Origin of the sequence: Streptomyces sp. NBC_00237 (assembly GCF_026342435.1) — a bacterium.
In the GTDB taxonomy this organism is placed as follows: Bacteria; Actinomycetota; Actinomycetes; order Streptomycetales; family Streptomycetaceae; genus Streptomyces.
The window spans coordinates 2,823,405-2,843,176 of record NZ_JAPEMT010000002.1 but is presented as its reverse complement, the minus strand read 5'-3'; the positions used below and the strand labels follow the sequence as shown (position 1 = coordinate 2,843,176).

Here is a 19,772-nt window from a genome sequence, read left to right as displayed (position 1 = left end):
CTCACAGGTAAGTGGAGCGACCTCTACCGATCACTCTCCACTAGATGCCCGAGGCACCTACAGGGTCTATGCGATGTTCGGCCAAAAGAGTGGAGCCCCGGGGGCGGGCCTCTTGCCCGTGCGGCGGAGGTGGTCGGCACGTGGGAAGGGCGTCCGGCCCCGGACCGGGTGGCGATGATCAACGCGCTTTCGGCCAGCGGTGAGGGCGCGGCCAGGCGGTGGTCACCGAGGCCGCGCCGCCCCCGTGGTGCGGCGCGGACTCGGTGGGCTTGGTTGGACGGAGGTCAACTGGCCTTCGTGGTGGGGGCGTTGTGGCGCGCCGCCAGCAGCAGGAGTGCGCCGACCGCCAGCAGGGCCCACGCGGGGGACGCCGGGAGCAGGGCGGACAGGAGGGCTCCCCAGACGGTCATCGTCCACCCGAATCCGGCGGGCACCCGCTGGCCCCGCTTGGCGGCCCACAGGATGAAGGCGCCGACCAGCAGCATCGGCACGCCGAAGCTCCCGGGGGAGACCCAGAAGGCGTTGGAGTAGCGGAGGTTCTCGGCGGTGACGTCCAGGGAGAGGGTGTTCCAGGGGCCCTGCTGGAAGATCGCCGCCCAGTCGTCGGCGTTGCCGATCGGGGCGACCGCGATGTGCACGAGGCCGAATGCGGCGGCGATCCAGCCTGCGGTGCGGGTGAGTTTGGGGTGGGGCAGGCCGGGTGTGCTGGCTTTGGTCGTGCTGCTGGTGTCGGTGGTTTCAGGTGTGCTCGTGGTGCTGGATGCTGCCATGGCTGCCCGCTCCTCTGTGGCCGTTTCGCTCTGCCCCGCCTGCTATACGCTGGCGTATAAGAGTCAGGTTAGACCGCGCTATACGGTTCCGTATATTCGACGAGTGAGTGAGGTGGGACACATCGTGGGCGCTGCTCGCACACCGCGTGAGAGGTGGGTGGAGGAAGGGCTGCAAGTGCTGGCCGAGGGCGGCCCGGACGCCGTACGGGTGGAGGTGCTGGCGAAGCGGATCGGGGTCACGAAGGGCGGCTTCTACGGCTACTTCGCCGACCGGGAGGCCCTTCTCCAGGCGATCCTGGACGCCTGGGAGCGGGAGTGCGTCGACGAGGTGCTGGAGCGCGTCGAGCGGGAGGGCGGTACTCCGATGGAGAAGGCGCAACTGGCGGGCGCGCTCACGTTCTCCGGGGACCGGCTGCTCCCCATCGACCTCGCGGTACGCAACTGGGCCCGGCGCGACGAGGCGGTCGCGGAGCGGCTGCGCGGGGTCGACGACCGGCGGATGGGGCTGGTGCGGGAGATGTTCGCGATGTACTGCGACGACCCGGACGAGGTCGAGGCGCGCAGCATGATCGCTTTCTGTGTGGCGATCGGCCAGCACTTTCTGCCTGCGACGCATGAGGGGCGTACGCGTGAGCAGGTCCTGACGTGGGTGAGCGACCTGGTCCTCAACAGGCCCCACGGGTAGGGGCTTCCGCGCGGGGCTGTGTCCCTGTGCGGCTCCGCCGCGTGGGCGCTCCCGGCTCCGCTGGGGCTGGGAGGGTGCGCCCCTTTAGGGGCGCGGGGAACTGCGCGACCAGCCACGACGCACCCGCACGTCCGAACCCTCAAGCCTCGCGAGTTTAGGTGAAGGGTGGGGTCTCCCCTGCTCGAACGAAGTTGAGAGCTTGGGGAAGGGTCTGGGGCAGCCCGCCGCAGGCGCACCCTGGTGCGGCGCACCTATAGGCGGAGGTAACGGCGGGCGGCACCGGGGTGGGCCCGGAGCGAGAGGGGCCGCCCCCTTGCCCGCCCGTCCCGCCCCCGGGGGGCGGCCCCGCCGCCCAAGGGGGCTAGGCGGAACCCAAAGGGGCTAGGCGGAAGCGGAGGGGGCTGGCCCTGCCGCCCGAGGGGACGAGGCAAAGGCCCCGCCGCCCAAGGGGGCTAGGCGGAAGCGGAGGGCGGAGGCCGAGGGGGCTGGGTGAAGGGGGAGCCGCAGGGGGTGTGGTTCAGCCCGGGAGGTTGTGGATGCTGCGTTCGCGCAGGTCACGAGTGGTGCGGGCGACGGTCGAGAAGTCGTTGTCGTCGTGGAGCACGGTCAGCCCGTGGTGAGCGGCGGTGGCGGACACGAGGAGGTCCACAACCGACAGGCCACGGTGCTCCCCGGATGCCGCCAGCTTGTACTGCGCGGATTCGATCCACTGCCAGCCGGACTTGGGTACGGCGACGTCCGAATAGAGGACCGCGAACATCTCGGTCATGTCGTCGTACTCGTGCCGGTTCCGCGCCGAGGCCCGGAACTCGCTGCGCTGCGGAGCGCAGGAGCCGACGGCTCCGTTGCCGATGACCTCGCTCCAGGCGCTCAGCAGTGTCTTGTCGCGTTGCAGACGCCAGAGCGCCGAGGAGTCGATGAGATAGCGCGGAATCATTACTGTCCGGCACTCTTCTCCGCCGCATGTCGCCGCTCCCAGGACTCGTAGTCCCAGGTCTGTGCGACCCCCGCGTAGTGCTCCAGGGCGGCGATGCGCCGGTGGCGCTCGGTGAACTCGCGCAGAGCGGTGTTCACCGCTTCCTTCTTGGTCCTTATGCCGGACACGCGCATGGCCTCGGCCAGGGCCTCGTCGTCAAGATCAATCGTGGTCAGGCTCATGGGGCCCTCCATGTTGATGAGCAACAGGTCGCATCAACAGATTACATAGAGGGTGCGGGTGCGGCGAAGCACCGCAGGCCCGCTCCCGAGGGAGCGGAGGCAAAAGCGGGCGGGTGGCCCCGCGTCCCTGGGAAGGGGCGCGGGGCCACCCGTGCGTGGGGGCTCAGCCCTCGGCGGAGCGGCGGCGGCGGGTGGCCACCAGGATGGCCGCGCCTGCGGCCAGGGCCACGGCGGTGCCGCCCGCTGCCCACGGGAGCGTGGAGCCCGCGCCGGTCTCGGCGAGGTCCGTGCCGCCCGAGGCGGGGGCCGGGGTGTTGCCGCCGTCCGTCACCGGCTTGGCGGAGGGGGCGACGGAGCTGCCCGTGGAGGGGTTCGGGGCGGGCTTGTCCTTGTCGCCGGGCGGGGTGGACGGGCCGGTGCCGCCCGCGTTGCCGCCGCCGTTGGACGGAGCGTCCTTGGAGGGCTTCGGGGTGGGCTTGTCCTTCGAGCCCGCCGCGTCGGCCTCGTCCTGCTTGCGGGCCTCGTGCTGGCCCTTGTCCAGGAACGCCTGTATGTCCTCCGGCGTGCCCTTCAGAGCCTTCTTCCCCGCTTCCTTCGTGTGCGGGCCCCCGGTGTTGATGATCTTGCTGACCAGCACCTGGTTGTCGATGTTCCGGGCCTCGAACTGCCCCTTGTCCAGGAACTTCTGGACGTCCTCCGGCGTGCCCAGGAGCGCCTTCTTGGCGGCTGCCTTCACGGACGGGCCGCCCGTGCTGTGGATCTGGCCGGTGCGCACCCGGTTGTCGGTGATGCGCTCCTCGTGCTGGCCCTTCTCCAGGAACTCCCGGATGTCGGCCGGGGTGCCCTTGAGTGCCTTGAGGGCCGCCGCCTTCACACCCGGGCCCGAGTCCTTGGACCCGTAGATGCGGACGACCTCGACGCGCTGGTCGGCCTCCGAGGACGGGATGGGGGCCTGCGGCGCGGCGGCGAAGGACGTCTTGACGTGGGCGGCCTGGGCCGGAGCTGCGTGCGCCGACGACGTGAACAGGAGGGCCGGTGCGACGGCCGCAGCCGCGACGAGCACCGATATACGCGTGTACTTCATTGGTTCCCCGATGTAATGAAGATGTGCAGAACTGGTCGGGACATGGTAAGTCGATCTTCATCGAGCCACTCAACACCCCTCCACCGGTCCCGTTCGGACATGTCTCAACGCATTCGGACATGTCTGGAACATGTTCGGAACGTGTCCCGGACAGGATCCGTCTTGAGCTGCTTCCCGGTGACCGAGAAGAGTGACGCCCTGTCAGGTCCCGGCGTCACCGGGACCCACTCGCGACAGAGGAGCCTTCATGCGCATCCGTATGTTCGCAGCGGCGGGAATTCTCGCCGGCGCCGCACTGACCGCGACCACGGTGGTTCCCGCCCAGGCGGCACCTGCCCGGACCGTGCCCGTCCAGGCGTCCGCCACCGGGGCGGCGGCGGGCTGGGTCATGTCGATCGGCGGTCCCATCAGGAGCTGTGCGGCGGCCAGTTGCGGCGTCGTGTACCAGACGTCGTACGGGCAGGACGTCTACTGGGACTCCAGGAAGTACAACTCCGCAGGCAACCGCTGGTACCACGTCACGTCCCCCGCCTACGGCTGGATCTACTGCGGGAACATCAGCGCCCCCTGCTGATCACCCGCCTCGACCGCATGGCTCCCGGGGCTCCGCGAGGGGTCCCGGGAGCGCCCGTGCCGCCGTCAGAAGACCGGGTCCGGGTAGTCCGGCGCGGTCAACGGGGCCCAGGCTCCGCCGTGTTCCTCCTCGGACAGGGCGGCCAGGCTCGGGTACTCGCGGCGGCACGGGTCGCAGTACGTCTCGTCGCCCACGGGGCGGAGCACGTGGGCCCCGGGGCGTCCCGGCCCCCGGCACTCGATGAGGGCCTTGCGGGGAGTGGGAGCGGAAGCGGTCCGTTCCGCCGCAGCCGTACGTCTGGCCGTCTCGGCGGCGGCGAGGTCGGCCGCGTCCGGGACCTTCGTCGTGAGGCGGTGGGTGATGAACCCGGCCGCGTTCAGGATGGGTTCGGACGGCAGGCCGTGCGTGAGCGCGCTGTGGATCTCCCAGGCGGGGACGCCGCGTTGGAGCTTGGCGGCGATGCCCGAGGCCAGATATCGCATGTTGCGCACGCTCAGGGCGAGGTCCCTGCGTACGGTTCCCAAGTCCCGCAGGATGCGTTCGGCGAGGGCGAAGTGGCGTTCGGTGTCCGCGTCCGGGGCTTCGGTCCGGGGGGTGTTCGCGTCTGCCGCCGAAGCTGCCTTCACCGGGGTGTCTTTGGGTGGGCGGGTGGGAGATGTCTTGCTGTTCGTCTGAGAAGTACCGGTAGAGCGGCCGACGGGCGGACCACTCGGCTCACCGACGGTCGGTTTCGGCACACCGGGAGAGGCCGTTCCGGCGCGCAGGGCGGTGAACTCGGCTTCCGTCAGGGGTACGGTGCTCACCCGCTGGTCCGTGTACCAGCGTCCGTCCGCGTCCTGTGCGCGGTAGTCGTGGACGTAGCCGTACTGGACGAGTTCCTTCTTGGCCCTCTTGAACGTGCTCTGCTTCAGGCCGATTTCCTCGGCGTGCGCGCTCAGGGGCTTGCGCCGTTCGTCGCCCGTGAGGCCGCCGAGGTATCCGAGGAGGAGGCGGGCGGCGGGGTTCAGTGCCTTGTTGCGGAACAGGGCGTTGGGAACCTTCGTGAAGGCGCGCGAGGGGGAGATAACATGCAGGAACATTCCTGGGGCTCCTTGAGTAAGCCTTTTTGGGGTGAGGCCCTCGCGTCTGGTGTTGGTAGCACCTGCGGGGGCCGCTTTACGTTCCGCATGAGATGCAGAGCGTGATGACGCGATCACGCTACCGCATCAAATGGGTACTCTGCGTGGTTACTTGGGAATCTGCGGGGCGTACGCGACGAACGCGGTCCAGGCGGCGGGAGAGATCCCGAGGTGGGGGCTGGCTTCGGCAAGCTTGGAGTCGCGGATGTGGATGGTGGTGGGGTGGGCGGCGACCTCGACGCAGTCCCCGCCTTCGCCGCTGCTGTAGCTCGACTTGCACCAGTCGTAGGCGACCTCAAGGCACTCGCCGCCCTCGCCACTGCTGTAGCTCGACTTGCGCCACTCGTACGCGACTTCGATGCAATCGCCGCCCGATCCGTCGCTGTAGCTCGACTTGAACCAGTTGAGCGCCGCGTTATTCATCGGTCTCCCAGAATTCTCTCGATCAGGGCCCTGGAGGCGTCGGGCCTGAGAGCCAGTGTCTGCATGATTCCATAGCGATCCTGCATCTCCCTGACCTCGCGAGGGTCAGTGATCAGGCGAGGGTGCCCTTGGACCTCTGTATAGGCGACGCGTTGCTCGTTCTTCGCGGTCAGCAGGTTGAACGCACCGCCAGAGTTGGGGTGTTCCCCGCACTCGGTCTCGATCACCTGGATCGTGATGTTGCGCTGGTTCCCGGCTTCCAGTAGACGCCGCAGCTGTTCATGGTGCACGGCGCGTCCGCCGATGGGCCGCCGCAGGACTACCTCCTCGAAGATGAAGCCGAACTGCGAGGGCGGCCACTTCTCCAGTACCACCTGTCGTGACAGCCGGTCGGCCACTCGCTTCTCCACGGTCTCCTCGCTCAGCAGCGGCCTCCACCACGTAAAGATGGCCCGCGCGTACGCCTCCGTCTGGAGCAGGCCGTGCACGACCTGGTTGCCGTAGTGGTGGATCTCCAGGGCCTGCTTCTCCAGCCCCGCGTAATCCCGGTACCAGTGCGGATGCCGGGTCCGGCTGCGCGTGAGTGCTTCTTCGACGTCGGGGATGGCCGCGATGAGGGTCCCGTGTGCGCCGAGTACGGGGTCGGCGGCCTCCAAGAGCGAGGGCTGAGGGGTCCGCGTGCCCCTCTCGACCGCAGAGATGAGGTCCGGGCCGAAGTTGACGGCGAGGGCCAACTCCGTCTGCTTCATGCCCCGATGCTCCCGAAGCGTCTTGATCTGCTTGCCCAGGGCGCGGAAGAGATGGGCGGTTCCGTCCTCCTGGGACGGGATCTCGGGGGTCGCTTCCTGCTCCTGGTTCGGGATCACTCAGGGCCGCCTTCTGAGTCACGGTCGACAGGACGTACAGCGCGCGTCACGCACCCGTACAACTACCCACGGTCGCCGGTCCGCACCTGGTCAGGGTAGAGCGGACCGACCACGCTCTGTCACATGAACAAGGAAATCCCCACGTTGAGCGTGGAGTTCGAGCAGCGGATCAGTTCCACGCGCAGGGGAGCCCGGTTGGCCCGGCTGCTGGCGGAGCGGCAGATCCAGGAGTGGGGGGTGCCGTACGGGTGCGAGTTCGCGGACGCGGTGGCGACGGTGGTGGCGGAGCTGGCCGCCAACGCCGTACTGCACGGGCGGGTGGAGGGCGAGGACTTCTCGCTGCGGCTCGCGCTCGGGGACGTACTGCGGATCGAGGTGGGGGACGCGCGGGGCAAGTGCAGACCGGCGCGGCAGCGGGAGATGCCGGGGATCGCGGAGGGCGGGCTCGGGCTGGTGCTGGTGGAGGAGCTGACGGAGCGGTGGGGGGTCACGGAGGACGGTCCCGGAAAGACGGTGTGGGCGGAGCTGAGGTGGCCCGGGGCAGGATGAACGGTGCCCTTCGCTCCGGAACCCGGGAGACTCCGCACATGACTGAACGACCCGTCCTCCCCGACGTGCTCTTCGTGTACGGAACTCTCCAGTTTCCGGAGGTTCTCGGGGTGCTTCTCGGCCGGGTGCCGGCCGGTGTCGCCACCAGTGCGCCGGGCTGGCGTGCGGCGGCTCTGGAGGGCCGCCCCTACCCCGGCCTCGTCGCCGCCTCGGGGGGCGTCGCGCGCGGGGTGCTGCTGGGGGACCTGACCGTACGGGAGTGGCGAGTCCTGGACGAGTACGAGGGCGACGAGTACGAGCTGCGCCGGATCGCGCTGGAGGGCGGGGTGCGGGGCTGGACGTACGTCTGGGTGGGCGCGGGCACGGGCACGGGCACGGGCGTGCGGCAGGACACGTGGGACGCGGAAGCCTTCCGAATCCAAGGGCTGCACGGGTTCCTTGCTGGGTTTTGAAGGCTCCGGCAAGGAGATTGCCTCTGAGTCTGCCGGGAACCGGCAGTGAAGAACGGGGCGGGGATGGTCCAGTCTTATCAAGATCGTTTCTGCGCGACGGCTTACCGCCATTGCGAGCGAGCAGGGGCGCAATGCGCCTCCAGAGGTGTACCGATGACGTCTATGTCCTTGGAGGACGAGCAATGGACCCGGCTGCGGGATTGGTGTTCGGAGTAGGGCTGCTCACTCTGGGCCTGTTGATTCAGTACATGAAGAAGCAGGTCGCGAGCGGCAACATCCAGCGCAATTCCGCGATCGGCATCAGAACCAAAGCCACGATGGCCTCGGACGCCGCGTGGGAGAGAGGGCATGCAGCATCGGCGCCGATGCTGACGGCGACCTTTCTCACCGCCTATGCGGCGGGGGCCATTTCGGTGGTGCTCGGTGTGGTGATGATGGTGAGTGACAGCGCGAATGCGGCTGTCATCGTCGTCCCTCTGTGCGGACTCGTCGTGGTTCTCGGGCTCCTCGTCGCAGCTTCGGTCGCAGCAAACACGGCTGCGCGTGCAGTCGGCAATTCCGATAGATAGTTCAGCTCTCGGTGAGCTGAACTCGCATGTCAGGGGAGGACAGCGTGAAGTTCAGGTCCAGGAAAATGGTGGCCACGGCTGTGGTCAGTTCGATTCTCGTAGCGGGGGGAGTCACCGCCCAGAGCGCCTTCGCGAACGACGGGGGCGGCAGCGGGGCAGCCGCCGCGCCGGGCAAGGCGCAGCTCAAGAAGGCGGCGAAGGAGACCGTCAAGTACAGCGACACGGATCTTCTGCAACTGCTGCTGGCCGCTCAGGGGCCTATCGCGGAAGCACACCCGGAGTTGAAGCAGATGCTCGGCTTCAACCCGGACAAGCCCCAGACCGACGAAGGGGCGTTGGGGAAGGTCATCGCGGGATACCTGGGCGCGCACCCCAACTTCCACCAGGAGATGGCGGTTCCGTTCCACACCGGTGACCCGGTGCGTGTGGACGCCGCGCTGCGTGACTTCTCGATCTCCTTCAACAAGTGGCTGAAGGCGACGTCGCAGCCGGTCGAGGGCAAGAAGCCCGAGGCGGTGGCGCAGGCCAAGGGCTGGTTCTGGATGGGCGCCTACGTGGCCATCTACGTGAACGCCGTGGGCGCCGCCAACGCCGTCGCGTACACGAACGCGGGGGTCGCCACCAACGCCCTCGCCACCCTCGTGGTCGTCACGTGGTACCTGGAGGACGGCAGCCCGACCGGTTCGGGCATCGAGCGGGACGCGTTCGTCGAAGCCCTGACCTCCGCGCTGACGTGAGGCGGGACCCGGCGACCACCGAGCAGCAGACGGCCGGGGCGGTCACCGACGGGGGAGACCCCGGGGCGGTCACCGACGGGGGAGACCCCGGGGTGGTCACCGATGGGGGAGAGTCCGGGGAGGTCCGTTCCGTACCGGGACTGGTCTCCGCCGTGGTCGGCATCCTCGTGACCGGAGCCCTGCTGGCCGGTTCCATCTTCTTCTCCCTGCCGAGCAATGTGCTTTCCACGCGCGACGGGGGAGACCTCCGGGCCTTCTCGGCCCGGTTCCTTCCCCAGAGTTGGGCGTTCTTCACGAAGCCTCCGAGCGACCCCGAATTCGTTCCGTACGTCGTGAACGACGACGGTGTCGCCTATGCGGCGCGCCTGCCGAATTCGCGTCCGGACAATCTGTACGGCCTCTCGCGGCGTCAGCGTGCGCAGGGGCCCGAGGTTGCTGCGATGGCGAACCAGGTGCAGAAGTGGAAGAACTGCGAGGAGGCAGAGGGAGATTGTCCGGCGGTGGTCGCCGGGTCCTCGGCTTCCGGGGCCGCTAATTCCGGTCCCGGTCGCGGTTCCGGACCTGCAAATGAGCCCGTTTCTGTTCCCGTTCCCGTTTCCGTGGAGAACACTTCTCCGGTGCCAACTCTCTGCGGGCGACTGGTACTTGTCGAGACGAGGCCGGTGCCGTGGAAGTTCCGTGACAAGTACGAAGGCTGGCGTCTCGACAAGAGGGCCGCTCTGGTGGAGGCGAAGTGTTCGCAAAGCGAATAGCGGTGAGGATGGAAAGGTCGGTCCGTCGTTTCCCGGCCGAATCCAGGGCTCTCGGAGCGGGCCGGACGACCATCGCCCTCGCTCAGGCGTCGATCCTGCTCTTCACTCCGGCGTCCCATCTCTTCGTGCCGGTGGGCGGCGCCGAAACCGAGGTGTCCTGCACACCACCGGTCCAGTCGCTGTCCCTGTACTGCCTGGCGGAATCCGCCGACCGGCAGTTCCTCAACTGGGTGCTGCTGGCCCTGCTCCTGATCGTCGCCAGCGGAATCCTGCCCCGCTACACGACCGTCCTGCACTTCTGGGCGTCCCTCTCCATCGGCCAGTCGATCTCCCTGCCCGACGGGGGCGACGCCGTGGCGCAGGTCGTCACTTTCTTCCTCGTCCTCGCCTGCGCCAACGACCGGCGTACGTGGCACTGGCAACGGTCACGGACCGGGCCCCGGGACGAGCTGCGGAAGGGCTCGGTCTGGCAGGGGCTGGCGTGGGCCGGATGGTGGGGCGTGCGGCTCCAGGTGGCGTACATCTACCTCAACAGCGCCCTGGCGAAGCTGCCGGTCGGCCCGTGGTCGGAGGGCAGCGCGACGTACTACGTCGCCCGCATGGAGAACTTCGGGGCCGCCGGTCTGCTCGACGAGCTGTTCCGCTGGACGACCGGGATAACGATCATCGCCCTGCTGTCCACGTGGGGCACGATCCTCGCGGAGACGCTGATCGCGGTGTTCCTGGTGCGGCGCGGCTCCCGGCAGGCGCTGGCCGCGCTGATCAGCGGGGCTCTGCACGTACTGATCATCGTGCAGATCGGCATCGTGTCCTTCGGCTTCATCATGGTGGGCGCGGTGGTCTGCGCGGCATCCCGGGGCATCGACACGTACGCACCGCGCTTCACGTCGCTCCTCCCACGCCGTGCGAGGGGCACCGACGGCGGGCGAGCCGTCGTCGGTGAGGCTCGCCCGGAGAGGGTGGGGGTCAGCGGAGGGTGAGGGTGGTCTCGGACTCCGTGCGGTGGAGCTTTTCGGGGTTGCGGACGTAGTAGAGGCCCGTGATGCGGGCGTCCTCCACGCGGGCGGTCATGACGCCGTCCAGCTCGCCGTCCACGTGGATGACCAGGGCCGGGGCGCCGTTGACCACCGTGGGGGCGATGGACATCGAGGAGCCCTTGCCCTCGATGTGCTTGCCGATGCCGCCGAGCATGAAGCGGGCCACCTTGACCGCGCCCACCGTCGGGCGGAGGGAGGCTTGCTTGATGCCGCCGCCGTCGCCGAGGAGGACCACGTCCGGGGCGAGTACGTCCAGGAGGCCCTGCAAGTCGCCGGTCTCCAGCACGCGTTGGAACGAGGCGAGGGCGGCCCTGGTCATGCTCGCGGGCACCGTCTGGCGGGGTCGGCGGGCCTGGACGTGGTTACGGGCGCGGTGGGCGATCTGGCGGACCGCCGCCGGGGTCTTGTCGAGGGCCGCCGCGATCTCGTCGTACTCGACGTCGAAGATGTCGCGGAGGACGAAGACGGCGCGTTCGGTGGGGGAGAGGGTTTCCAGGACGAGGAGCATGGCCGTGGAGACGCTCTCGGCCAGCTCGACGTCCTCCGCCACGTCCGGGGCGGTGAGCATCGGCTCGGGGAGCCACGGGCCGACGTACGACTCCTTGCGGCGCTGGAGAGTGCGCAGGCGGTTGAGGGCCTGGCGGGTGGTGATCCGTACCAAGTAGGCGCGTTGCTCGGTCACTTGGGACAGGTCGACCTTGACCCAGCGGAGCCAGGTCTCCTGGAGCACGTCCTCCGCGTCGGCGGCGGAGCCGAGCATCTCGTACGCGACCGTGAAGAGGAGGTTCCGGTGGGCGACGAAGGCTTCGGTCGCGGGGTCGGTGGCGGGGTCGGTGGCGGTCGCCGGTGGGGCGGGCGTTTCGGGTGTCACGGCACGGTCCTTATCGTCGACTGCCGCTGATCATGGACCGGTCAGGCGGCGCGGTCGAGGGCGGGGGCAGATGCGGGAGCAGGTGCGGTCTCCTTCTGCTCGGTGCGCAGGCGCAGTTGGCGCTGGGCGGCCCCGCCCTTGGCGCGGTGCAGGCCGTACGAACCGGGCTTCTTCCCCTCGCTCGCCAAGTGCTTGACCACGAACGTGCACACCAGCTCCTTCAGCTTCGCACCGGGAGCGCCGTCGACGTTGAACCAGATCGCGACGTCCGCCTTGTTGGCGAACTGGAAGATCCCGTCGCGCCGCCCCAGGCTGATGCACTGCGCGCCGAACGGCTGGCCGACCGGCTCCGGCCGCTCGCCCGCGATCCGGCTGAGGAGGGTGTCGGCGGCGCGCGCACCCAGCGGCATCGCGGCCTGGCAGCTCATGCGCATGGGCAGGTTCGAGGGGGCGGCCGAGTCGCCTGCGGCGAGGATGCGGTCGTCGTCGACGCTGGTCAGGGTCTCGTCGGTGAGGAGTCGGCCGAGGGCGTCGGTGCTCAGGCCGCTGCGTACGGCCAGGTCGGGGACGCCGAAGCCGACGGTCCAGATGGTCACGGCGCTGGGGAGCTCGCGGCCGTCGGCGAGGCGGACGGCGTCGCGGGTGACGGCGGCGGCCCGGCTCCCGGCCCCGTCGACGACCGTCACGCCGAGGCGGGCGAGGCGCTTGGCGACCGAGCGGCGGCCACGCGGGTGGAGGTACGGGTTCAGCTCGCCGCCACAGACCAGGGTCACCTTCCGGCCCGCCTCGGCGAGTTCGGCGGCGGTCTCGATGCCGGTGGGGCCCGAGCCGACGACGGTGACGGCCGCCTGCGGGCCTGCTGCCGCCAGTACCGGACGCAGGCGCTCCGCCTCCTCGAAGGTGGCGATCGGGTAGGCGAACTCGGCGGCGCCCGGGACGCTCGGATCGGCGCTGCCGCTGCCGACGGCGTACACGAGGTAGTCGTAACGGACCGTCTCGCCTGACTCCAGCGCGAGGCTGCGCGCGTCGGCGTCGATGCGCTCCACCGAGCCGACGAGCAGCCGGACGCGCTCGGCGAGGACGTCCGCGAACGCGACGACCGCGTTGCCGGTGTCGCCGACCTGCTGGTGGAGGCGGATGCGGTGGATGAAGGTGGGGCGGGGGTTGACGAGGGTGACGGTGACGTCGGGGCGCTGGGTGAGGCGGTTGGCGGCCATGACGCCTGCGTAGCCGCCACCGATGACGACGATCTCGGTGTGCGCGCCGGTCACGGTGTTCTCGTTCATGGTGTTCTCTCCTGCGCTCGAAGGGGGGTTCGATCACAAGACACCGGAGGGTCCGGGGCTGTGACAGCTTGTGGCGCAGGTCACATCGGAGAGGGTGAGACGGGTGGGTGTCGGGTCTCCCCTATGGGTCTTGGGGGGCTTCCCCCCGTGCGGTTCGGGGTGGGCGTCCCATGTCCCGGCGGGGCGGCCGATGGGCATGATCCATCCATGAACTCACGGCGAGCAAAGTTACGAACTCTCTCTGGTGCGGCGGTACTTGGAGGAGTGTCCGCCCTGCTGGCCCCGGTGTCGGCGGTGGCCTCGACCCCGTCGACGGCTTCGGCTCCGTCGACGGCCTCGGCTTCCGCTTCCGCTTCGGCGGCCGACTCCCGCGTCGAGCGGTCGCACGGCGGAACCCTCGTCTCCGTCAAGCAGGTGGCCGACTTCACGGCCGAGCAAGTGATCGCCGAACTCCGCGGCACGCTCGCCACGGCCCAGGTCCGCTACGGCGTGACCGCCTACCAGGTCGTCTACCGCACCACCAACAGCGCGGGCGCCCCCACCACCGCGAGCCAGCTCGTCGTTCTGCCCAAGAGCCGGGCGCGCCACCTGCAAACCGTCTCCTGGCTGCACGGCACCACCGCCTACCGCAAGGACGTCGCATCGGAGAACCCGAAGTCCACCGACCGGCTCGTCTCCCTGCTCTTCGCCTCGACCGGCCGGGCCGTGTCGGCGCCCGACTACGTGGGCCTCGGCGCGGGCCCGGGCTTCCACCCGTACGGCGACCCCCGGGCCACGGTCGCGGCCTCGGTGGACGGCCTGCGCGCCGCCAGGACCTTCGCCCACCGCAGTGGCCGGGAACTGGCACGGAAGGTGCAGGTCAGTGGCTTCTCGCAGGGCGGCCCCGCGACCATGATGGTGGGCCGGGCCCTCCAGCAGGAGGGTGCCGACCGCTACTTCCGGCTCGGCGCGCTCGCCCCGGTCGGCGGCCCCTTCGACCTCTCGGCCTTCGAGGCCGCCGCCGCCAACGACACGATCGAGAAGTCAGGCATCTACCTCGCCTACTTCGCCACCGCCTGGAACAAGACGTACGGCCTGTACGGGTCCTCCGACGAGGTCTTCAAAGCCCCTTACGCCGCCGGGGTGGAGGCCCTCTTCGACGGCCATCACACCACCGACGAGATCATGAAGGGGCTCACGATGAAGTCCAAGGACCTGTTCCACGAGGACTTCCTGAACAGGATCCGCAAGCCCGAAGGCGTCCTGAAGGAGAAGCTGCGCGCGGTGGACACCACGTGCGACTGGCGTCCGAACGTACCGGTGGAGATCTTCCACGGCGGGGGCGACAGGGACGTCAACATCAGTCACGCCCGCTACTGCGAAGGCCAGTTGACGCGCAACGGCGCCGCGAGCCGGGTGATCGAGCTGGACGGCTACGACCACAGCGACTCGGTGCGGGAGGCCGTGCCCCGGATCATCCGCTTCTTCGACGCGTCGGCGAAGACCGGCTGACCGGGGCTCGGGCCGCCGGGTGCGGGCCGGTGGCCCGGCCTACTGGCCGACCCGCCCGTCCACGCACTCCCGCAGCAGGTCCGCGTGGCCGCAGTGGCGGGCGTACTCGTCCACCATGTGCACCATCAGCTCGCGCACCGCGATCTCCTCGCGGCCGACGTGCTCGCCGAGGTTGTCGTAGTACTTCTCCAACTCGGCGTCCGTGGCGGCCTGTTCCCGCTCAAGGTCGGCGAAGGCGGCGGACACCTCCGCCTCGGTCCCGACCGCCTCGTCGAAGTCCGCGTCCCGCTTCCCGTACAGCTTGGGGAGCGGGTCGCCGTGCGTGATCCAGTTGAGCCAGTCGCGCTCCACCTCCGCGAGATGGCGGACCAGGCCCAGGAGGGACATCGTCGACGGGGGGACGGAGCGCAGGGCGAGCTGTTCCGGGGTCAGGCCCTCGCACTTCATGCGGAGGGTGAGGCGATAGTTCCGGATGAAGTCGAGGAGCGTGTCGAGTTCGCCCTCGGGGCTGTCCTGGTCGCTGTCGCGCGGGTCGTCGTCCGGGTTCACCCACATGTCGGGGTAGACGGTCGCCTGGGTCCATCGTGCGGGTTGATCAGTCATGAGGTCATCGTCGTGCGTGAAAGGCCGTCCCGCCAGGTCATTTACGGGGACAGATCGTTTGCGGGGACAGATCGTTTACGGGCGTGGGGCCCGGCCGCTCCTGAGATCGCGGCTGGGCCCCTGTCGTGCGTGGGGTTCACGCGGAGGTCAGCAGTTGCCGGTCGCCGGCCTGCCGGCGAAGCGGTCGCCCAGCCAGTCCATCGCCGGGAACGCCCCGACCGTCACCCCGCCGATGTGCTCCAGGAGCGGGTGCGAGCGCCATTGCACCTTCGCGCCCCGCGCGCACCAATCGGCCCTGAGCTGGGTGCCCATCTTGTACGGGATCAGCTCGTCGAGGCCGCCGTGGTAGAGGTAGACCGGGTGGTCGGGGGCGTGCGTGCCGAGCCTCGAAGCCGCCAACTTCGCTTGCCAGGCGGGGGATTCGAGGGGGTTGGTGGTCGTCACCTCGCTGATGCGCTTGAAGGGGGCGGAGATCGCGTTGATCGCCACGCAGTTCTTGCGCATGAAGTCGACGTACGCCTTGCCCTGCTGGTTGAGGTAGGAGTCGAGCTTCAGCTCCGGGTAGGCCGTGTCGTGGCCCGCGGCTGCCATCAGTATCAGGCCCGCGCCGAGGTTGCCGTCGTTGAACTTGGCGACCTCCATCAGGTCGGCGGGGACGCCGCCGGTCGCCGTGCCCTTCACGTTCAGCTCAGGGGCGTACGAGTCGTGGAGTTCGGCCGCCCAACTGCTGGCCTGGCCGCCCTGCGAGTAGCCCATGATGCCGACGGGGGAGTCCGGGGTCAGCCCCGTCTGCGAGGCCGGGAGCTTCATCGCCGCGCGCGCCGCGTCCAGGACGGCCTGGCCCTCCGCGCGGCCCACCGTGTACGTGTGGTCGCCCGGCGTGCCGAGGCCCTCGTAGTCCGTGACGGCGACCGCCCAGCCGCGCTGCACGACCGCGTTGATGAGGGTGGCCTCGACCGTCGTGCCGTACGGGAAGCCCGCGCTGGGGGCGCACTGGTCGCCCATGCCGACCGTGCCGACGGCGTACGTGACGAGGGGGCGAGGGCCCTTCCGGCCGTCCTTCGGGACGATGACCGTGCCCGAGACGGTGTTGGCCGCGCCCTTCGCGGTCGTGGAGCGGTAGTTGATGTGCCAGGCGTCGGTGTTGGTGGGCTGGAGGGGGAGGGGGTGGAAGGAGGTGGGGGAGGCGGAGAGGAGGGTGCCGGGGGCGTCTGCGGCGGAGGGTTCGGCGGTGGCGGTCGCCGCCGTCGGCAGGGCTGCGGACAGGGCGAGGGCTGCGGCTGCCGCGAGCACTCTGGTACGTACGGACATGGGCTCTCCCTACGGGCGGGTGGGGGGTGCGCGAAACGCGGAGTGCGCGTTCGTCCGGAGAACCTAGTGACCGGCGAGTAAGAAACGCTCTGACCGGAACGCTCAGCTTCACTGACGCGGCGTCTCACGAGGGCCGGTGCTTCAGGGACTCGGCGTGTCACGAAGGCTTGTGCTTCAGGGGCCCGGTGTCTCACGAGGGCTTGTGCTTCAGGGGCCCGGTGTCTCACGAGGGCTGGTGATTCACGGGCCCGGCGTCTCGCAGGCGTCGTGTGCCGCCACCCGGTACGCCCCCGGCGTCGTCCCCGTCCACCGGCGGAACGCCCGGTGGAAGCTCGTGTCCTCCGAGAAGCCGAGCCGTGCCGCCAGCTCCGCTATCGGTTCGCTGCCCTCCGTCAGGCCCGCGATGGCCGCGTCCCGCCGCACCGCGTCCTTGAGCTGCTGGAAGCTCGTGCCCTCCCGGTCCAGGCGGCGGCGGAGCGTCGCGGGGCTGACGGCGAGGCGGGCCGCCGTCTCGGTGAGGGAGGGGAGACGGGGGGACGCCCGGAGCGCCTGGGCGAGGGAGCGGCGGACCTGCTCGGCGACCGTCGTGCCGTACTCGCGGCGGGTGAGGAGGTCGAAGGGGGCGCGGTGCAGCAGGGCGTCGAGGGACTCCTCGTCCTGGACGAGCGGGGCCGAGAGCCAGTGGGCGTCGAAGCCCGCCGCCGTGCGGGCGGCCCCGAAACGGACCGGGCAGCCGAAGAGGCTCCCGTACTCGTCCTCGTGGGGAGGGGGAGGGTAGGCGAACTCCGCCCAGCGGAGCGGGATCCGGCTGCCGGTCAGCCAGCTGCACAGCCGGTGCCAGATGATCACCATGCACTCGCTGAGGAACCGGTCCTCGAACCGGCTCTCCGCCGCGCCGAGTTGGTTGTGCACGGTGAAGACCGCCTCGGCGGGCGTACGGGTGAGGGAGAGGCGGGGGCCGCCGTCGAAGAGGGCGTAGAAGGCGGTGCCGCGTTCCATCGCCCGGCCGAGATCAGGGCAGGCCATCGCCGCGTAACACATCATCGCGAAGGTCCCGGGGCGGCTGGGGGCGGTGGCCAGGCCCAGGAACTCGTCCTGTGTGGTCCGGTACAACGCCCTAAAGAGGCGGGCGAATTGGGTGCTCGTCACGCGGGCGCGGTCGTCGCCCAGCAGGAGGGGCGGGATCTGGGCGGCCTGGAGGAGCGGGACCGTGTCCTTCCCGGCGCGCTCGGCGCCGCGCAGTACGGCCCGTACGTGGTGCACGGTGATCGTCCGCTTGCCCATGGAGGGGAAGGTAGTCGCTGTGAGCGCGTGGGTCAGTGGGGGTGACGTTTCCCGTCATCTCCCGTGGAGGGATGGCTACTTACCGTCGGGTCATGACGGATACGGTTGACACGCCTGAGGTGAGGCCGCGCCCTGCGGCACTGTCCGGGTTCGCCGAGTGGGTGGGGGCGCGGTACGGGGATCTTCCCGCGTTGCGTGAGAAGGGGGCGGGCCCCGTCTCGTACGCCAGGTTCCGGGAGCGGGTGCGGGAAGCCGGGCGCGGGCTGATGGCGGCCGGGGTCTCGGCCGGTGACCGGGTGGGCATCCTCGGGGAGACCTGCGCCGACTGGACGTACGCGCACTTCGCGGTGCTGGCGGTGGGGGGTGTGGTGGTACCCGTCTACCCGACGGCGGGGGACGACGAGGTGGCCTGGGTCTTGGGTGACTCGGGTGCGGCACTGGTGCTCTGCCAGACCGCGAGCCAGGCGGAGCGGGTGCGTGCGGTGACGGGGGCCCCTGCGGAGGGTGCGGGCGGTAGCGGGGCTGGGGCCTCTCCGGAGGGGGTGGGCGGTACCGGGGTCGGGGCGGGGGCCTCTCCGGAGAGGGCAGGCGGTACCAGGGTGGGGCGGGGGCGCTCCGGGGTGGGCCCGGAGCGAGGGGGCCGCCCCCTTGCCCGCCCGTCCCGCCCCCGGGGGGCGGCCCCGCCGCCCAAGGAGGCTGGGCGAGCGGAGGGGGTGGCCCCGCCGCCCAAGGGGGCTGGGCGAGCGGAGGGGGTGGGGCGGCTGGGCGAGGGGGCTGGGGTGGGGGGAGGGGTGCGGACCGTGTTGTTGGGGGAGCTTGTGGGGCTGCCCGTCCACGGGGTCACCGTGGAGGACTTCCTTGGGCGGGGGGAGGGCGTACGGGCTGAGGACCTGGCGTCGATCGTGTACACGTCCGGGACCACCGGGCCGCCCAAGGGGTGTCGGCTCACCCATGCCAACTTCGCGGCCGTCCTGGACGGCGGGGCCGAGATGATCCGGGGCGGGCCGGGCGACGTCACGTACCTCTACCTTCCTCTCGCCCACCTCCTCGCACAGCTCATCGAGCTCAACACCCTCATGTTCGGCGGCGAGTTGTGCTACTTCGGGGGGCGGATCGAGGACGTGATCGGAGAGCTGGCCGAGGTGCGGCCCACGCACCTGCCCTCCGTGCCCCGCTTCTTCGAGAAGGTCCACGCGACGGTGCTGGGGCTCGCGGAGGCACAGGAGGGCGGCAGGGAGCGGTTCGAGGAGGCGGTGAGGATCGGGGTCCTGGCTGCGGAGGGGAGGCTTCCGGAAAGCGACAGGGAGGCGTACGAGGCTGCTGAGGAGTCGCTGTACGGGCTCGTGCGCGCCGCCTTCGGGGGGCGCGTGCGCTGGGCCCTCACCGGGGCCGCCCCGATCGCCCCGCAGACCCTCGACTTCCTGCGCGCCTGCGGGATCCCGGTCTACGAGGGGTACGGGATGACCGAGTCGGGCGGGGTGATCTCGCTCAACCGGCCGGGGGCCGTGCGGTACGGGAGCGTCGGGCGGGCCTACCCCGGGTGCGAGATCCGGATCGCGGAGGGTGACGGGGAGGTGCTGGCGCGCGGCGGAATGGTCTTCCCCGGGTACGAGGGGAATGCGGACGCCAGCCGGGAAGTCCTCGACGCGGACGGCTGGCTGCACACCGGTGACCTGGGGGTTCTCGACGAGGACGGGTATCTCACCATCACCGGGCGCAAGAAGGACCTGATCATCACGTCCGCCGGGAAGAACCTCACGCCCTCCCTCGTCGAGCACGCCGTCCAGCAGTCCCGGTACGTCTCGTACGCCGTCATGGCCGGAGACCGGCGCCCGCACCCGGTCGCACTGATCACGCTGGACGCGGAGGAGATCGCGGCGTGGGCGGCCAGGGAGGGGCACGAGCTTGGCGAGCGACCGGGGAGACACCCCGCCGTGCGGGAGCTGGTGCGCGAGGCCGTCGAGGCGGCGAACGCCCAGGTGTCCCGGCCCGCCCGCCTCCGGGCCTTCGCCGTACTGGACGAGGACCTCAGCATCGCGGACGGCACGCTCACGCCGACGCTGAAAGTGCGGCGGAAAGCGGTTCTGGAGCGCTATGCGGCGGAAATCGAGGAGCTTTATCGGTAACCGTGCAGGTAAACCGCAGAGGTAAC

The 19,772-nt window shown here is 70.0% G+C and carries 22 protein-coding genes; 10 read left to right on the top strand and 12 right to left on the bottom strand.

The genetic code is table 11. The features are described 5' to 3' along the window. Positions 1-284: 284 nt before the first annotated feature. Positions 285-770: a DUF6463 family protein gene (locus tag OG897_RS26460; protein ID WP_266660002.1), complete on the bottom strand. Its 486-nt coding sequence runs from the start codon at positions 768-770 to the stop codon at positions 285-287. Positions 771-882: 112 nt separating this feature from the next. On the opposite strand from OG897_RS26460, the gene OG897_RS26455 reads away from it, so the two are divergent. After that, entirely contained in the window at positions 883-1,455 is a 573-nt protein-coding gene (locus OG897_RS26455) for a TetR/AcrR family transcriptional regulator (protein WP_266660526.1), read from the top strand. A gap of 517 nt (positions 1,456-1,972) precedes the next feature. Here OG897_RS26455 and OG897_RS26450 read toward each other — a convergent pair. The 3 genes from OG897_RS26450 to OG897_RS26440 form a co-directional block, all read right to left on the bottom strand. Then, a complete protein-coding gene (locus OG897_RS26450; RefSeq protein ID WP_266660000.1) occupies positions 1,973-2,392 on the bottom strand; it encodes a PIN domain-containing protein in 420 nt (139 codons plus the stop codon). Then, entirely contained in the window at positions 2,392-2,613 is a 222-nt protein-coding gene (locus tag OG897_RS26445; protein WP_266659999.1) for a type II toxin-antitoxin system VapB family antitoxin, read from the bottom strand. Before OG897_RS26445 ends, OG897_RS26450 begins: the two co-directional genes overlap by 1 nt. A gap of 163 nt (positions 2,614-2,776) precedes the next feature. Further along, a complete protein-coding gene (locus OG897_RS26440) occupies positions 2,777-3,697 on the bottom strand; it encodes an ALF repeat-containing protein (protein ID WP_266659998.1) in 921 nt (306 codons plus the stop codon). A 247-nt stretch (positions 3,698-3,944) separates the two neighbouring features. Between OG897_RS26440 and OG897_RS26435 the strand changes: the two genes are divergently transcribed. Further along, entirely contained in the window at positions 3,945-4,271 is a 327-nt protein-coding gene (locus OG897_RS26435) for a hypothetical protein (protein ID WP_266659997.1), read from the top strand. Positions 4,272-4,336: 65 nt separating this feature from the next. Here the strand turns inward: OG897_RS26435 and OG897_RS26430 are convergent, their stop codons facing one another. From OG897_RS26430 to OG897_RS26420, 3 genes are all read right to left on the bottom strand, one after another. Further along, the gene (locus tag OG897_RS26430; RefSeq protein WP_266659996.1) at positions 4,337-5,350 is read right to left on the bottom strand and encodes a hypothetical protein; all 1,014 of its coding nucleotides are present in this window, start codon (positions 5,348-5,350) and stop codon (positions 4,337-4,339) included. A gap of 147 nt (positions 5,351-5,497) precedes the next feature. After that, positions 5,498-5,812 (bottom strand): DUF397 domain-containing protein, encoded by a 315-nt coding sequence (locus OG897_RS26425; protein ID WP_266659995.1) that lies wholly within the window; start codon positions 5,810-5,812, stop codon positions 5,498-5,500. Next, positions 5,809-6,675, bottom strand: coding sequence for a helix-turn-helix transcriptional regulator (locus OG897_RS26420; protein WP_266660524.1), 867 nt, complete (start codon positions 6,673-6,675; stop codon positions 5,809-5,811). The genes OG897_RS26425 and OG897_RS26420 overlap by 4 nt, the downstream gene beginning before the upstream one ends. Before the next feature lie 126 nt (positions 6,676-6,801). On the opposite strand from OG897_RS26420, the gene OG897_RS26415 reads away from it, so the two are divergent. The 6 genes from OG897_RS26415 (at position 6,802) to OG897_RS26390 (ending at position 10,717) form a co-directional block, all read left to right on the top strand. Then, positions 6,802-7,227: an ATP-binding protein gene (locus OG897_RS26415; protein ID WP_266659993.1), complete on the top strand. Its 426-nt coding sequence runs from the start codon at positions 6,802-6,804 to the stop codon at positions 7,225-7,227. A 38-nt stretch (positions 7,228-7,265) separates the two neighbouring features. Continuing rightward, positions 7,266-7,679, top strand: coding sequence for a gamma-glutamylcyclotransferase family protein (locus tag OG897_RS26410; protein ID WP_266659991.1), 414 nt, complete (start codon positions 7,266-7,268; stop codon positions 7,677-7,679). Between the two features lie 182 nt (positions 7,680-7,861). Continuing rightward, positions 7,862-8,248 (top strand): SdpI family protein, encoded by a 387-nt coding sequence (locus OG897_RS26405; RefSeq protein ID WP_266659989.1) that lies wholly within the window; start codon positions 7,862-7,864, stop codon positions 8,246-8,248. A 44-nt stretch (positions 8,249-8,292) separates the two neighbouring features. Next, a complete protein-coding gene (locus OG897_RS26400; protein WP_266659987.1) occupies positions 8,293-8,985 on the top strand; it encodes a hypothetical protein in 693 nt (230 codons plus the stop codon). 92 nt (positions 8,986-9,077) lie between these two features. Then, positions 9,078-9,737: an SdpA family antimicrobial peptide system protein gene (locus OG897_RS26395; protein WP_266659985.1), complete on the top strand. Its 660-nt coding sequence runs from the start codon at positions 9,078-9,080 to the stop codon at positions 9,735-9,737. A gap of 8 nt (positions 9,738-9,745) precedes the next feature. Then, a complete protein-coding gene (locus tag OG897_RS26390) occupies positions 9,746-10,717 on the top strand; it encodes a sporulation-delaying protein SdpB family protein (RefSeq protein WP_266659983.1) in 972 nt (323 codons plus the stop codon). Here the strand turns inward: OG897_RS26390 and OG897_RS26385 are convergent. After that, positions 10,704-11,645, bottom strand: coding sequence for an RNA polymerase sigma-70 factor (locus OG897_RS26385; protein WP_266659981.1), 942 nt, complete (start codon positions 11,643-11,645; stop codon positions 10,704-10,706). The two genes, OG897_RS26390 and OG897_RS26385, sit on opposite strands and share 14 nt — an antisense overlap. 41 nt (positions 11,646-11,686) lie before the next feature. Further along, positions 11,687-12,931 (bottom strand): NAD(P)/FAD-dependent oxidoreductase, encoded by a 1,245-nt coding sequence (locus OG897_RS26380; RefSeq protein ID WP_266659979.1) that lies wholly within the window; start codon positions 12,929-12,931, stop codon positions 11,687-11,689. Between the two features lie 207 nt (positions 12,932-13,138). On the opposite strand from OG897_RS26380, the gene OG897_RS26375 reads away from it, so the two are divergent. Then, positions 13,139-14,422, top strand: a complete 1,284-nt coding sequence (locus OG897_RS26375) for a lipase family protein (protein ID WP_266659977.1) — start codon at positions 13,139-13,141, stop codon at positions 14,420-14,422. A 39-nt stretch (positions 14,423-14,461) separates the two neighbouring features. Here the strand turns inward: OG897_RS26375 and OG897_RS26370 are convergent, their stop codons facing one another. The 3 genes from OG897_RS26370 to OG897_RS26360 all read right to left on the bottom strand — a co-directional run bounded on the left by OG897_RS26370 (position 14,462) and on the right by OG897_RS26360 (position 17,620). Continuing rightward, positions 14,462-15,025, bottom strand: a complete 564-nt coding sequence (locus tag OG897_RS26370) for a DinB family protein (protein WP_266659975.1) — start codon at positions 15,023-15,025, stop codon at positions 14,462-14,464. 147 nt (positions 15,026-15,172) lie between these two features. Then, a complete protein-coding gene (locus tag OG897_RS26365) occupies positions 15,173-16,336 on the bottom strand; it encodes a lipase family protein (RefSeq protein WP_266659973.1) in 1,164 nt (387 codons plus the stop codon). A 240-nt stretch (positions 16,337-16,576) separates the two neighbouring features. Beyond that, positions 16,577-17,620 (bottom strand): AraC family transcriptional regulator, encoded by a 1,044-nt coding sequence (locus OG897_RS26360; RefSeq protein WP_266659971.1) that lies wholly within the window; start codon positions 17,618-17,620, stop codon positions 16,577-16,579. 92 nt (positions 17,621-17,712) lie between these two features. Here OG897_RS26360 and OG897_RS26355 point away from each other — a divergent pair, with 92 nt between their 5' ends. Beyond that, positions 17,713-19,746, top strand: coding sequence for a long-chain fatty acid--CoA ligase (locus tag OG897_RS26355; RefSeq protein WP_266659969.1), 2,034 nt, complete (start codon positions 17,713-17,715; stop codon positions 19,744-19,746). The last annotated feature ends 26 nt before the right edge of the window (positions 19,747-19,772 follow it).